Origin of the sequence: Bradyrhizobium sp. BR 10261 (assembly GCF_019455395.1) — a bacterium.
Taxonomy (GTDB): Bacteria; Pseudomonadota; Alphaproteobacteria; order Rhizobiales; family Xanthobacteraceae; genus Bradyrhizobium; species Bradyrhizobium manausense.
The window spans coordinates 15,226-29,344 of the sequence record NZ_JACOFQ010000030.1 but is presented as its reverse complement, the minus strand read 5'-3'; the positions used below and the strand labels follow the sequence as shown (position 1 = coordinate 29,344).

The following is a 14,119-nucleotide window of genomic DNA, read 5'->3' as shown; positions in this document are numbered from 1 at the left end:
GAGCCGGATGCAACGTCGGCAATTCATGTCGCTGCTTGGTGGGGCAGCCCTGACTCCGATCGCCGCGACGCCTGCGTTTGCTGCCGCTCATGCCAATTGTGCTGGCCCGGCGAGGCGTGAGGACGGCTGGTCCGTTCCGTCTGCCAGCGAAGACAACGACATCAACCTCGCCGCCTTGTGCGGGATGGCGGATCGGCTCGAAAGCTCGGGCGCCAACATTCATGCCGTGCTGGTCGCCCGTCATGGCAGGCTGGCGTTCGAGCGATACTTCAAAGGATCTGATGAGGTCCCCAGTCGCTTCTTCGGCGTCCGCGTCAGGGACATCAGCTTCGACGCCGATACGCTGCATAATCTGAAATCGTGCTCGAAGAGCGTCGCGTCGCTGGTCATCGGCATCGCGATCGACCAGGGCCTCATTCGAAGCATCGACGAACCGGTCTTCAACTTCTTCCCCGAATTGTCCGACCTGCGGTCCCCGGACAAGGATCGCATCCTGCTCTCACATCTGCTCACCATGTCGCTGGGCCTTAAGTGGGTGGAGGCGACGGCGGCGACGGGCGACGACAACGACGAGGTGCGCATGCACATGGCGCAGGATGCCTGTCGCTACGTCCTCGGTCTTCCCGTGACTGCACCGGCCGGGCAGGAGTTCTTTTACAACACCGGCGCGCTTGCGCTGCTCTCGGCGATCGTCCGCAAGGTCACCGGCCGTCCGCTCGATGAATTTGCGCGTAGCGTGCTGTTCGAGCCCTTAGGCATCACTGAATTCGAATGGAGCAGGTTCAAAGGCGACAGCGACGCCGGTGGGGGATTGCGCCTGCGTCCGCGCGACATGGCGAAGATCGGCCAGCTCGTCCTCGCGCGCGGTCGCTGGAACGATCGGCAAATCGTGTCCAAGGCATGGATCGAGGCGTCGACGGCAACGAAGCTCAAGGCGGATGACTATCAATCCTACGGATACTTGTGGTGGTTGGGACGCTCTCGCCTCAATGGGCGTATGGTCCCGTGGATTGGCGCACTTGGCCGAGGCGGCCAGTCGATCCGCATCGTCCCGGAGCTCGATCTCGTCGTCGCGGTGACCGCGGGATATTATCAGGACTACAGCCCTGCAGCTTTCAAGCTGCAGTACGATGTGTTCAGGGACGTCTTGCAGGCGATCTCGCCTCCGGTCTGAATGGGGAACTCGCGTTAGCGTTTGACCATTGAGCAAAGTCCGCCCGGGAAAAGTGGTCCTTCCATTTTAAGACCATTCGGTCTATATATATGGCATGCGCCGCAAGACCTCAGCGCCATCGCCCCGTGGCCGTCCCCGAACGTTCGACACCGAAGCTGCCGTCGAACGCGCGATGAATGTGTTCTGGACGCGCGGCTACCACGCCACGGCGCTGCCTGATCTTCTTCGTGCGACGAGGCTCTCGCGCGGCAGCCTTTATGGCGCCTTCGGCGACAAGCACTCGCTCTTCCTGCGTGCACTTGATCGCTACATTGCCGACGCCCTCTCTCGCATGGATGTCGAGTTTGCTCCCGATAGAGAGCCGGTCGATGGCCTGCGGGCCTACTTTGCCGGCTATGTTGAGCGCAACAGCGGCGCCAGTGGTCGGCGCGGATGCCTGCTGGTCGCCACAGCCATGGAGCTGGCTGGCCGTGACGCCGAGGTTGACCGTCGCATCGATGGCTTTTTCAAAGCCATGGAGAGGAAGGTGGCCAGTGCGTTGTCCCGTGCGAAGGCCGCGGGCAAGCTCGCCGATGGCGTCGAGCCTTCGAGTGCCGCCCGAATTATCGTTTGTTTCGTCGAGGGCATGCGGGTGGTTGGGAAAACGGCACCCACGCGAGTCATCTCGCAAGCCACCGTCGACGCTTTGCTCGACCGCTTCATCAGGTAGACAAGCCATGGACGTTTCCGCTGCTCGCAGACCTATATCTGGACCGAATGGTCTTGAAAGTAACGACGCCATGTCCGCCATCCAGATCGTCTGTGCTGTGGCCGTCCCCTTGCTCTGGGGTTATCAGTTCGTGGTCATCAAGGTCGGCGTGACGGAGTTTCCGCCGCTCTTCTTTCTGGCGCTGCGCTTCCTGGCCATCGCGCTGCTGCTCGTTCCTTTCGTCAGGCGGCCGACGCGGCAGCAATTCGGTCCTGTCGCAGCAATTTCGCTTTTCCTCGGCGGACTGAATTTCGGGCTGTTCTATGTTGGTCTTGGGCTCGGCTCGGGAAGCCTGTCGGCCGTCGCATACCAGCTCGCTCCACCCTTCACCGTCCTGTTGGCCTGGCCGCTGCTGGCGGAGAAGCCGTCGCTCCCCACCTCCGCCGGCGTCGTGATCGCGTTCGCCGGCGTGGCCGTGCTGGCTGTGGGCCCCGGCCTGTCGGCCAACGCGCTTCCGCTGCTGCTCGTGGTCGGAGCCGCATTCGCGTTCGCCGTGTCCAACGTCCTGACCAAGCGCTATGGCCCCTTCGATCCCCTGATGCTGATGGGATGGTCGTCGCTGCTCACGGTGCCGCAGGTTCTGGTGATGTCCTTCCTGCTCGAGCATGGACAGCTCGCAAGCCTTGTCGTCGCGGATGAACGTGGCTGGCTGGCGCTGGCCTACACGATCTTCATCGGAGGGATCGTCGGATTCGGCCTCTGGTTCTGGCTGATCGCCCGGTGCTCCATGGGTCGCGTCGCGCCGTTCGGCCTGTTGCTGCCGATGTTCGCCTTGATATCGAGTGTGGTGTTCCTCGGCGAGCAATTGACGCCAAAACTTGTCGTCGGCGGGCTGCTCGCGATATCAGGTGTTGCGATGACGCAGATGCGAGCGGCGGCTCGTTCGTGAGCGTGGACAGCCTCCACCGAACCTCTTTGCGAAACGACGAAGTTTCGGGGTAGGCTCGTCGGCATAGTCAGATGCTGTTTGGAGCCCGCCTGTGACCATCGCCCTCAAGGGCATCATTCCCGTGATGCTGACGCCGTTCACCGAAGCGAACACGGTCGATTATTCCGGCCTCGAACGGCTGATCGAATGGTACATCGCAGGCGGTGCCGACGCGCTGTTCGCGGTCGCCCAGTCGAGCGAGATGCAGTTCCTGACCCTGGACGAGCGCGTCGCGCTGGCGCGGTTCGTCGCCGAGACCGTGGCCGGCCGGCTTCCGGTCATCGCCTCCGGCCATATCAGCGCCTCCAGGGAGGACCAGCTTACCGAGCTAACGTCGATCGCAAAGACCGGTGTCGACGGCTTGGTGCTGGTGACGAACCGTCTTGCCTCGCCCGATCAGACGGGGACTGATTTCACCGACAATCTGACCTGGCTGCTCGATCGGCTGCCCAGGGAGATGACGCTCGGCCTCTATGAATGCCCGGCGCCATTCCGCCGGCTGCTCTCGGACGACGAGCTGGCCTTCTGCGCCGACAGCGGCCGCTTTGCGGTCCTCAAGGACGTCTCATGTGACCTGCCGACCGTGCAGCGCCGCGTCAGGCTGGTCAGCGGCTCGCCACTGACCATCGTCAATGCCAATGCGGCGATCGCCTTCGATGCGATGAAGTCAGGCGCTCCCGGCTTCACCGGCGTGTTCACGAACTTCCATCCCGATCTCTACAAATGGCTGCTGACGCAGCACCAGAAGCATCCCGAACTGGCGAACGAGCTTTCGGTGTATCTGGCGCTCGCCGCGATGGCGGAGCCGATGGGCTATCCCAAACTGGCGAAGCTCTATCACCAGCGGCTCGGCACTTTTTCCTGCATCGAGAGCAGGGCGGTGGACTTCGATATCAGAGAGCGGTTCTGGGCGCTGGATGCGCTGATCGACAAGATCGTCGAGGGACAGCAAGCGTTCCGCGCGAGGATCGCGGCGGCAGGCTGAGCAAGACCTGCATGGCGAGCTTACGGCGACGGCACCGCGGAAGGCGTCGCATCGACTTTCGGTTGGGGGATTGCCGGCCACGGGCCTCTCGGGGCTGACGTCGCCGGCGGCGGGCAGGATTCCGAAAGTTGCGTCCAGGCCGAAGGCAGGCCCGTGGCGTCGATGTCGAACTTTGTCGTGTCTGCCGTTTGGTCCGGCTTCTGCGTGGTCTCCCGGACATGCAGGGAGCGGGACGCCATGATCGCCCTGAACGTGCCGAAATCGAGCGAGCCGCTCCACATTTCGTATTTGCCTGACCGCACCGGACGTCCTCCGGCTTCCTCGGTGGGCGCTGCGTCCGCCGTCATCATGACAGTGTGCTGGCCGCTCGCCGCCTCGTCGATCTCAGCCGCGAACATCAGCGGCACTCGATTTTTGTTGTCGCAGTACAGGCGCCATTCCATGGTTCGGAACGACGGACCGTTATCGCCTCTGAGCGTCGCGAACTTGCTGATATAGGGCCGGGCTCCCTTCACCAGCCGCCACATCGTCTCGGCAACGGGACGCGTGTCGATGCCGAACCTGTCGAGCTCGGCGCGCGTCAGCACGTGCAGGTTTTCGAACTTCACGGTGCGAATTAAATCGTCAAGCTCGCGGCTGATGCCCATCGCCGCGATATAGGCCGCCCGCTGGTGGTCGGCGCTTGCGGTCTGACGCCGCCTGAATTCAGCGACCAGCGCCTCTGGCGGATGGCCGTGAATCGCGAAGACGAGCCTGGAATTATGCACCGCCAGCGCAGCGTCGGGCGCCACTTCGCGCGATATCGCACCGAGAAACACGTAGCCGCAGGCCGAGTTACACATAGCACGATAGGTGGTGAGATCGGCCTCGATTTCGCCGCCTGCGTTCTTCGCCTTCAGGCAGGCGGCATCAACCTGCGTGCCTGCAGCACATGCTGATGCGATCGTCTGGCCAACGCGGGCGACCGCCTTGCGGCTGCGCAGCAGCCGTCCGACGACATAGGACTGCTCCACATTGCCGCCGGGCGAATGCAGGTAGATCGGGCGCTGGGTGTCCTTGACGGCGGCGAGGAAGCGGCGAACGCGGGACGCTGCGTTTGCGTCGATCTCGCCCTCGATGGCGATCCAGCGGTCGCAGCCCGGTCCGCACGCGCCGGGTGCCCCCTTGGCAAGATAGATCGTCAAACTGGGGGCAAACCCGGCTTTCTCAGCCGCCGTCTGCTCTGCATGCAATGCGCCGGGGAAGGTCAGCGAGGCCAGGAGGAGCACGGCGCGGAGCAGGATGCGGACGAACATGGACTGGGGAGGCCGGGGTGATGCAGGTTGTGAAGCAACGTTACATGACGATCGCAGCTGCCACAACTTTCAGTGGCGCAGTGGACCTCCCTGACGCGGATGGCGTCGCGTGCCCCAGTGTTGAGACGCGCGTGTCCTGTTTGCACGCGAAGAGCTGGCGCAGCGAGGCGAGGGGAGGGCGGTCGAGACTGCACGCATTATTGCGTGTGCCACTCCGAATTGCGTGTGCCACTCCTCGGTTGAAACACGCGACGAGCCGGCGCCTGCGCGCGGCGAATGCGAATGTGGCGAACGCGCGTGAGAATGTGGCGGCAATGCGGAGAGAACATGCTCGTCGTTTTTCCAATTCACGGAATCGTGCGTGCGACCTCGTTACGCGGGATTCCGATGCAAGGCGGGTGTCGACGTTGGAATCGCTGAATACTCTTGTTTCAAAGGGTTTCCGCGCACGCGCTGCTAAACACTCGTTAATGAAGCCGGGCCCTTTGGCGCGAACTGTTGCGTCGAGGCTACAGCAATTTCGTCGATCATTGTTATGAGGACGCCAAGGCCGGGGGGCCTAACGACGAAACTGGAACGGGAATCAAATGAACAAGAATTTGTTGCTCGCTGCTGTGAGCCTTGTCGCGATCACCGCGGCCGCGCCGGCGCTGGCTGCTGACCTCGCTGCGCGTCCTTACACCAAGGCGCCTGCGATGATCGCCACGGTCTATGACTGGAGCGGCTTCTACATCGGTATCAACGGCGGCGGCGCTTCGGGTCATTCGACCTGGGATCTGACCGGCGTCGGTCGCGAAGGCTCGCACGATGCGACCGGCGGCACCGTCGGTGGCCAGGTCGGCTATCGCTGGCAGTCCGGCCAGTGGGTGTTCGGCCTCGAAGGCCAGGGCAACTGGGCTGACTTCACCGGCGACAACACCAGCGCACTGCTCGCTCAGCGCAACCGCACCAAGATCGACTCGTTCGGTCTGATCACCGGTCAGGTCGGTTACGCCTGGAACAACGTGCTCGTCTACGCCAAGGGCGGTGCGGCCGTCGTCGGCGTCAAGAACGAAGTGTTCAGCACCGCGACCGGCGGTCTGCTCGCCTCGAACAGCGACACCCGCTGGGGCGGCACGGTCGGCGCCGGCCTCGAGTTCGGCTTTGCGCCGAACTGGTCGGTGGGTGTCGAGTACAACCACATCTTCCTGGCGGACAAGGACGTCACTTTCACCGGCCTGAAGACCGACAGCATCAAGCAGGACGTCGACATGGGCCTCGTCCGCCTGAACTACAAGTTCGGCGGCCCTGTTATCGCCAAGTACTGAGCAACTCCGCTCTGGAAAGAGCTGACGTCGAAAGCCCCGGCCTTGCGCCGGGGCTTTTTTATTCCGTGAGTTCAGCGAGTTAACCATTTCGCCGCGAGGAGGCGGAGTTGGCTTGACTCCCGAGAACGAAATGAGAACAATGTTCTCCATACGTTCTGGTGATGGAGCAAGCCATGTTCAGGATTTTCGTGGAAGAAGCCGCTGCACTGACGTCGATCGCGCTGTTCGTCGGGATGATCGCGATCTGGGCCCAGGTCATTCCCCAGCTCTGATGCTGCGGAACCGGGGTAGCGGTTCTGTAAACCGATGCTCGGGAACCTCTCTTGGTCTCCTTGGGGAAAAGCGGGATGAGGCGGCGAAGCGGCGGCTTCAGCGTGGACTCTGGCGCGGCGAGCCCCCACCATTGTGAGGCGAGTCGGCAAGGGTACTCCAATGGCGAGTGGATGATGATCCCGACGCCGGCGACCGCTCCATCCCATCTGCAAGAGGCCGTTACGCGACCATGCCGAGCGCCGGATTTGTCCACCTTCACGTTCACTCGGCCTATTCGCTGCTCAAGGGCTCGATCAAGATCGCCAAGCTCGGCGAGCTCGCCAAGAAGGACCACCAGCCGGCGCTGGCGCTGACCGACACCGACAATCTGTTCGGTGCGCTCGAATTCTCCGACAAGATGGCCGGCTACGGCATCCAGCCGATCGTCGGCCTGGAACTCGCGATCGATTTCGGCGACCAGGATCCCAACGCGCGCAACGCGCTGCCGCCCTCGCGCGTGGTGCTGCTGGCCGCCCAAGAGCGCGGCTATCGCAGCCTGATGCGGCTGAACTCGCGCGCCTTCCTCGAATCGCCCGACAGCCACGCGCCGTTCATCAAGTTCGACTGGTTCGACGGCGAGACCGAAGGCCTGATCGCGCTGACCGGCGGCCCTGACGGACCGATCTCGCTCGCGCTCGCGAGCGGCCAGGCCGAGGTTGCGGCCGCGCGCTGCGAGCGTCTCGCCGGCCTGTTCGGTGATCGCCTCTATGTCGAACTGCAGCGTCACAACATCGACAAGGAGCGGCGGATCGAGAGCGCCCTGATCGACCTCGCCTACGGCAAAGGCCTGCCGCTGGTCGCGACCAACGAGCCGTATTTCGCCTCGACCGACGATTACGAGGCGCATGACGCGCTGCTCTGCATCGCCGGCGGCCGGCTGATCGCCGAGACCGAGCGCGAGCAGCTCACGCCGGACCATCGCTTCAAGACCCGCGCCGAGATGGCGGTCCTGTTCGCCGACATTCCGGAAGCGCTGGCATCCACCGTCGAGATCGCCGAGCGCTGCTCGTTCCGCCCCCTGACGCGCAAGCCGATCCTGCCGTTCTTCACCGTCGGCGCCGCCGGCAGCACCGATGCGGCCGCGGTCGAGGCGGCCGAGTTGAAGCGGCAGGCGGAGGAGGGGCTTGCCAATCGCCTACGCGTGCACGGCCTGTCGCAGGGGACCACGGAGGAAGACTACAACAAGCGACTGGCGTTCGAGCTCGACGTCATCATGCGCATGAAATACGCGGGCTACTTCCTGATCGTGTCGGACTTCATCAAATGGGCGAAGAGCCAGGGCATTCCGGTCGGGCCGGGCCGCGGCTCCGGCGCCGGCTCGCTGGTCGCCTGGGCGCTGACCATCACCGACCTCGATCCGATCAAGTTCGGCCTGCTGTTCGAGCGCTTCCTCAATCCCGAGCGCGTCTCGATGCCGGACTTCGACATCGACTTCTGCCAGGACCGCCGCGGAGAGGTGATCAAGTATGTCCAGGAACGCTACGGCCGCGACCAGGTCGCGCAGATCATCACCTTCGGTACGCTGCAGGCGCGCGGCGTGCTGCGCGACGTCGGCCGCGTGCTGCAGATGCCCTATGGCCAGGTCGACAAACTCACAAAGCTGGTGCCGCAGAATCCGGCCGCGCCGGTGACGCTGGCGGCCGCGATCGAGAGCGAGCCGAAGCTGCAGGCGTTCCGCGATGAAGATCCGATCGTGGCGCGCGCCTTCGATATTGCCCAGCGCCTCGAAGGCCTGACGCGGCACGCCTCGACCCACGCGGCCGGCATCGTGATCGGCGATCGCCCCTTGAGCGAGCTGGTGCCTCTCTACCGCGATCCCAAATCCGACATGCCGGTGACCCAGTTCAACATGAAATGGGTCGAGCCGGCGGGCCTCGTGAAGTTCGACTTCCTCGGCCTGAAGACGCTGACGGTGCTCGACGTCGCCTGCAAGCTGCTCAAGCCGCGCGGCATCCATGTCGATCTCGCCACGCTGCCGATCGACGATGCCGAGAGCTATCAGATGCTGGCGCGCGGCGAGGTGGTCGGCGTGTTCCAGGTTGAAAGCCAGGGCATGCGGCGCGCGCTGGTCGACATGCGGCCCGACCGTTTCGAGGACATCATCGCGCTGGTCGCGCTGTATCGCCCGGGCCCGATGGCGAACATCCCGACCTATTGCGCGCGCAAGCACGGCGACGAAGAGCCGGAATATCTGCATCCCGTGCTCGAGCCGATCCTGAAGGAGACGTTCGGCGTCATCATCTACCAGGAACAGGTGATGCAGATCGCGCAGGTGATGTCGGGCTACTCGCTCGGCGACGCCGACCTCCTGCGCCGCGCCATGGGCAAGAAGATCCGCGCCGAGATGGACAAGCAGCGCGACATCTTCGTCGCGGGCGCGGTGAACAACGGCGTGCCGAAGGGGCAGGCCGAGACCATCTTCGAGCTGCTCGCCAAGTTCGCCGATTACGGCTTCAACAAGAGCCACGCGGCGGCCTACGCGCTGGTATCCTATCACACCGCCTATATGAAGGCGCATTATCCGGTCGAGTTCATCGCAGCGTCGATGACGCTCGATCTGAACAACACCGACAAGCTTTCCGAATTCCGCTCCGAGGCGCAGCGCCTCGGCATCAAGGTCGAGCCGCCGAACATCAACCGGTCCGGGGCGACCTTCGAGGTCGGCGAGAAGACGATCTATTACGCGCTCGCAGCGCTGAAGGGCGTCGGCATCCAGGCGATCGAGCAGATCATCGAGGAGCGCACCAAGCGCGGGCTGTTTACCTCGCTCGCCGACTTCGCCGCGCGCGTCAATCCGCGCGCGATCAACAAGCGCATCATCGAGAGCCTCGCCGCCGCCGGCGCGTTCGACACGCTGGAGCCGAACCGCGCCCGCGTGTTCGCCGGCGCGGACTCGATCCTGGCCGCCTGCCAGCGCGCGCATCAGGCCGAGACCAGCGGCCAGAACGACATGTTCGGCATGGCGGCGGACGCGCCGACCATCATGCTGCCGCAGATCGAGCCGTGGCTGCCGGCCGAAAAACTCCGCCGCGAATATGACGCGATCGGCTTCTTCCTGTCGGGACATCCGCTCGACGATTACGCCACCGTTCTGAAGCGGCTGCGGGTGCAGAGCTGGGCGGAGTTCTCGCGTGCGGTGAAGACCGGGGCGACCGCCGGCAAGGTCGCGGCGACCGTGGTGTCGCGCATGGAGCGGCGCACCAAGACCGGCAACAAGATGGGCATCATGGGACTGTCCGATCCCACCGGCCATTTCGAGGCGGTGCTGTTCTCCGAGGGCCTTGCGCAATATCGCGACGTGCTGGAGCCGGGCGCGGCCGTGCTGCTCCAACTCGGCGCCGAGCTTCAGGGCGAGGACGTCCGCGCCCGCGTGCTGCATGCCGAACCGCTCGATGATGCCGCCGCCAAGACGCAGAAGGGCCTGCGCATCTTCGTGCGCGACACCAAGCCGCTCGACTCGATCGCCAAGCGCCTGGCTGGCCCCGAGGCAGCTGGCGCAAACGGCGCCGCGCCGAAAATCGGCAGTCCCGGCATTGCGCCGCGCGGAAATGGCGACGGCGAGGTCTCGCTGGTGATGATGCTCGACCTCGAGACCGAGGTCGAGATGAAGCTGCCGGGCCGCTTCAAGGTCTCACCGCAGATCGCCGGCGCCATCAAGGCCGTCGCCGGCGTGGTGGACGTGCAGCAGATCTAGCTCCGGTCGCGATATGTCCGCGGCGTGCAACGCCGTGGATGCGGTAGTTTCGTTGCTCAATCTGCGCTATTATGATTGCGATGGTGCTCTCTATAAGGGCACGTCCTTTCGCCGGGAGGAGCGGGACATGTGCGACCAAAGCTCTGGAGCCATGCGGGACAAATTCGCGTCGTCGCGGCGATCGGCGATGCTGCTGGCGGCTGCCGCGCTTGGCACCGCCTTCAGTGGCCGCGCCTTCGCCAAGGAGACCAAGGCGCCGCCCAAGCCGCACAACGTGCTCTCGCCGGACGCGGCGCTGAAGCGGCTGATGGACGGCAATGCGCGCTACGTCGACGGCGTGACGCGGCGCCACGATTTCAAGCATGAGCGCGAGGCGCTGGCGGGCGGGCAGAATCCGTTCGCGGCGGTGCTAAGCTGCGCGGACTCGCGCATCGCGCCGGAATACGCCTTCGACACCGGACGCGGCGATCTCTTCGTCTGCCGCGTCGCCGGCAATTTTGCCGGCACCGAGACCGTTGCCAGCATGGAATACGCGGTCGCGGTGCTCAACACGCCGCTGATCCTCGTGCTCGGCCATGACGCCTGCGGTGCGGTCGATGCAACGCTGAAGGCGCTCAAGGACGACAAGCCGCCGCCGGGACATATCCCCTCTCTGGTCGATGCGATTGCGCCGGCTGCCAAGACCGCGATGCAACAGGGCGGGGACGCACTCGACAAGGCGATCCGCCAGAACGTGATCGACAATGTCGCGAAGCTGAAGGCGGCGGCGCCGATTCTCAACGCGGCCGTGGAGCAGGGCAGGCTGAAGATATCAGGGGGCATCTACCGGCTCTCGACGGGAACAGTGGATCTGATCGCGCAAGGCTAAGGCTGACGCAAAGGCGGAAGCTTACGCGGAGCTGACGCGACTGGCCGATGCCATGCCGCCGCCTCAATCCGAGCCTTTCGTTCAACTGCCGTTCAGCCGGCCGCGCGCCTCATGCGTGGTGGACACTCAACAACAATAACGGGCGAGCAAGCCATGCGCGGGACACACAAGGCCTTCCTCTGCTTCCTTCTACCAATCCTCTTCGTTGCAGGCGTGATTGCTCCGGCGTGCGCCCAGCAGCAGGAAAAGCGCATTGCGCTCGTGGTCGGCAACGGCGCTTATTCCAAGTCGCCGCTGGCAACCACCGCCAATGATGCCGGCCTGATCGCGCAGACGCTGCAGGCCGCGGGCTTCGACGTGGTCGGCGCGCGCGATCTCGACGGCGACACGCTGCGCAAGAGCATGCGCGATTTCATCCAGAAGGCGCAGGCCTCCGGACCCGGCACCGTCGCGATGATCTATCTGTCCGGCTATGGGGTGCAGCTGGCCGGCGAGAACTATTTCATCCCTGTCGATTCCAACATCACGCGGGACACCGACATTCCGACCGAGGCGCTGCGCATCAGCGACTATGCCCGCCAGCTCGCCGCCGTCCCGCTCAAGGCCAACATCATCGTGCTCGATGCCGCGCGCGCGCAGCCCTTCGTCGAGGGTGGCCAGCAGCCGATCGCGAGCGGCCTTGCGCTGGTCGAGCCGGATCCGAACATGCTGATCGCCTTCAATGCAGCGCCAGGCACGGTGGCCCCGGAGGAGCCGGGACCCTACGGCATCTATGCGCAGTCGCTCGCCGAGATGATCCGCACCGGGGGCCTGTCATTGCCCGAGGTATTCGACCGCGTCCGCCTGCGCGTCAACGAGGCCTCGAAAGGCGCGCAGGTGCCGTGGGACGACCACAAGATCTCCGCACAGTTCGCCTTCTTCGAGCGCGCGCCCGATGCGCCGCCGCCGGCGGCTGCGCCCGACCAGGTCGCCGCGATCCGCAACAAGCCGATCCGCGAACTCGGCGTGCAGGACGCCTATGCCGCCGCGCTCGAGCGCGACACGCTGCCGGCCTATGAGGATTTTCTCGCCGCCTATCCCGGCGATCCCCTGGCCAAGCGCGTGATGGCGATCGTCGCGGCGCGCCGAGAGGCGATCACCTGGCGGCGGACCTACCGCGCCGACACGCCGGACGCCTATTGGTCGTATCTGCGCCGCTATCCGCGCGGGCCGCATGCGGGCGATGCACGGCGCAGGCTTGCGATCCTGACCGCGCCGATCGAGCCGCCGCCGACTTTCGCGATGATGGATTACGACGTGCCGCCGCCGCCGCCGGAGGAGGTCGTCTATGTCGATCGTCCGGTACTGTATTTCAGCGATCCCGTGTTCGACTTCGTGCCGCCGCCGCCGCCGCCGGTCTATTTCTGCCCGCCGCCGCCACCTGATTTCGTGGTGCTGCCGCCGCCGCTGCCGGTGGTCGGCCTGTTCGTGCTGCCGCAGCCGGTCTTCGTGCCGATCCCGGCGTTCTACAATCCGCCGGCCTATGTCGCGCCGCCGCCGAACAACATCATCGTCAACAACATTCATAACACCACGGTCATCAACACCGTGATCAACCAGCCGCCGGCGCCGCCTCCCGCCGGCAATGCCGCTGCGGCCGCAGCTGTTGCCGCCAATGGGCCAGGGCGCCCGAGCGGGATGACGCAGGTGCCGAAGGTCGTGCAACAGCAGGCGCAACAGATCCAGGCCAATCCGACCCAGCACCTCACGCCAAGCCAGCAGGCGCTGGTCAGCAACCCCACGGCAAAGCCGGCGGCGATGAAGGTGATGCAGGTGCACGCGACGCCATCAGGGACCGGGACGCCGACCGGAGCGGCGCCGCCGGCATCGCCGCCGCCCGGTCATGCGCTTCCTGTTCCGGGGACGCAGAACACGCCGGCTGCGCCGGCCGGTGCGGCACAGGTCCCCAACGGCAAACCGGCGCCGACGGCCGCAGCGCCCGCCAACGGTCAGCCTCAGGGCCATCCCAATACGGCGACCACGACCGCCCCGGCCGGGGCCGCAACCACGCCGGCCGCACCTGCCGGCGCAACCCAGGCCCCCAACGGCAAGCTGGCGCCCACGGCAAATGCACCCGCCAATGGCCAGCAGCAGGGCCATCCCAATACGGCAACCGCGCCTGCCACCACGACCGCCCCGGCCAACGCCGCAACCACGCCGGCCTCCAAGCCGCCGGTGGCACAAACACCGCCGACGGGCGCACCGAATCCGCATGCCAAATCACTGGCGCATGAGCCGGCGGTGACGCCGCCGACTACGACCCCGCCGGGCAAGCCGGCTGCGACCGCGACGAACCCCGCCACGACAACCGTGACCAACGGGAAGCCGACGTCGCCGACTTCGTCGCCAGTCGCGGCGCGCGAGCCGATCAAGCCGCAGGGGCTGCGGCCTGCAACGCCATCGCCCGCGCAGGTCACGCGGACGCCGCCGCCGCCGCAAGCGCCGCACCCGCAGGCGCTCGCGCGGCCAACGCCTCCGCCTCCGCCGCACGTGGCGCCGCCTCCGCCGCGGGTCGCGCCCCCGCCACCGCGGGTGGCCGCGCCGCCGCCTCCGCCGCCGCATCCGCCAGTTGCAGCTGCGCGGCCCGCTCCGCCGCCTCCGCCGGTGGCCAGGCCGGCTCCGCCGCCGCCACCACGAATGGCGGTCGCGCCACCGCCTCCGCCGCGACCGGTCGCCCCACCGCCGCGACCGCCTGCGCCGCCGCCGCCAGCGGCGAAAAAATGCCCGCCTAACCAGCCGAAGTGCTAGCGGGCAGGGCGGAAATCCCGG

General features: G+C 65.6%; 9 protein-coding genes. 8 read left to right on the top strand and 1 reads right to left on the bottom strand.

The features are described 5' to 3' along the window. Positions 1-7 precede the first annotated feature (7 nt). The 4 genes from HYH07_RS28610 to HYH07_RS28595 all read left to right on the top strand — a co-directional run bounded on the left by HYH07_RS28610 (position 8) and on the right by HYH07_RS28595 (position 3,835). Positions 8-1,174: a serine hydrolase gene (locus HYH07_RS28610; protein ID WP_220005600.1), complete on the top strand. Its 1,167-nt coding sequence runs from the start codon at positions 8-10 to the stop codon at positions 1,172-1,174. A 94-nt stretch (positions 1,175-1,268) separates the two neighbouring features. Continuing rightward, entirely contained in the window at positions 1,269-1,883 is a 615-nt protein-coding gene (locus HYH07_RS28605; RefSeq protein ID WP_220005599.1) for a TetR/AcrR family transcriptional regulator, read from the top strand. 70 nt (positions 1,884-1,953) lie between these two features. After that, the gene (locus tag HYH07_RS28600; protein WP_220005598.1) at positions 1,954-2,811 is read left to right on the top strand and encodes a DMT family transporter; all 858 of its coding nucleotides are present in this window, start codon (positions 1,954-1,956) and stop codon (positions 2,809-2,811) included. A 91-nt stretch (positions 2,812-2,902) separates the two neighbouring features. Further along, complete coding sequence (locus HYH07_RS28595; protein WP_220005597.1) at positions 2,903-3,835, top strand: dihydrodipicolinate synthase family protein; 933 nt, start codon at positions 2,903-2,905, stop codon at positions 3,833-3,835. A gap of 20 nt (positions 3,836-3,855) precedes the next feature. Here the strand turns inward: HYH07_RS28595 and HYH07_RS28590 are convergent, their stop codons facing one another. Continuing rightward, positions 3,856-5,130: a hypothetical protein gene (locus HYH07_RS28590; protein WP_220005596.1), complete on the bottom strand. Its 1,275-nt coding sequence runs from the start codon at positions 5,128-5,130 to the stop codon at positions 3,856-3,858. Between the two features lie 587 nt (positions 5,131-5,717). On the opposite strand from HYH07_RS28590, the gene HYH07_RS28585 reads away from it, so the two are divergent. The 4 genes from HYH07_RS28585 to HYH07_RS28570 all read left to right on the top strand — a co-directional run bounded on the left by HYH07_RS28585 (position 5,718) and on the right by HYH07_RS28570 (position 14,098). Next, positions 5,718-6,437 carry an outer membrane protein gene (locus HYH07_RS28585; protein WP_220005595.1) on the top strand — a complete coding sequence of 240 codons (720 nt, stop codon included), beginning with the start codon at positions 5,718-5,720 and terminating at the stop codon, positions 6,435-6,437. Between the two features lie 502 nt (positions 6,438-6,939). After that, positions 6,940-10,443: a DNA polymerase III subunit alpha gene (gene dnaE, locus HYH07_RS28580; RefSeq protein WP_220005594.1), complete on the top strand. Its 3,504-nt coding sequence runs from the start codon at positions 6,940-6,942 to the stop codon at positions 10,441-10,443. A gap of 187 nt (positions 10,444-10,630) precedes the next feature. Continuing rightward, a complete protein-coding gene (locus HYH07_RS28575; RefSeq protein ID WP_409363921.1) occupies positions 10,631-11,311 on the top strand; it encodes a carbonic anhydrase in 681 nt (226 codons plus the stop codon). Positions 11,312-11,464: 153 nt separating this feature from the next. Beyond that, entirely contained in the window at positions 11,465-14,098 is a 2,634-nt protein-coding gene (locus HYH07_RS28570; RefSeq protein ID WP_220005592.1) for a caspase domain-containing protein, read from the top strand. The last annotated feature ends 21 nt before the right edge of the window (positions 14,099-14,119 follow it).

What these genes read in the sequence shown, in the direction of transcription:
- HYH07_RS28605 (WP_220005599.1), top strand. Translation starts at nt 1,269, where the DNA reads ATGCGCCGCAAGACCTCAGCGCCATCGCCCCGTGGCCGTCCCCGAACG.
- HYH07_RS28610 (WP_220005600.1), top strand. Translation starts at nt 8, where the DNA reads ATGCAACGTCGGCAATTCATGTCGCTGCTTGGTGGGGCAGCCCTGACT.
- HYH07_RS28590 (WP_220005596.1), bottom strand. Translation starts at nt 5,130, where the DNA reads ATGTTCGTCCGCATCCTGCTCCGCGCCGTGCTCCTCCTGGCCTCGCTG.
- HYH07_RS28570 (WP_220005592.1), top strand. Translation starts at nt 11,465, where the DNA reads ATGCGCGGGACACACAAGGCCTTCCTCTGCTTCCTTCTACCAATCCTC.
- HYH07_RS28575 (WP_409363921.1), top strand. Translation starts at nt 10,631, where the DNA reads ATGCTGCTGGCGGCTGCCGCGCTTGGCACCGCCTTCAGTGGCCGCGCC.
- dnaE (WP_220005594.1), top strand. Translation starts at nt 6,940, where the DNA reads ATGCCGAGCGCCGGATTTGTCCACCTTCACGTTCACTCGGCCTATTCG.
- HYH07_RS28585 (WP_220005595.1), top strand. Translation starts at nt 5,718, where the DNA reads ATGAACAAGAATTTGTTGCTCGCTGCTGTGAGCCTTGTCGCGATCACC.
- HYH07_RS28600 (WP_220005598.1), top strand. Translation starts at nt 1,954, where the DNA reads ATGTCCGCCATCCAGATCGTCTGTGCTGTGGCCGTCCCCTTGCTCTGG.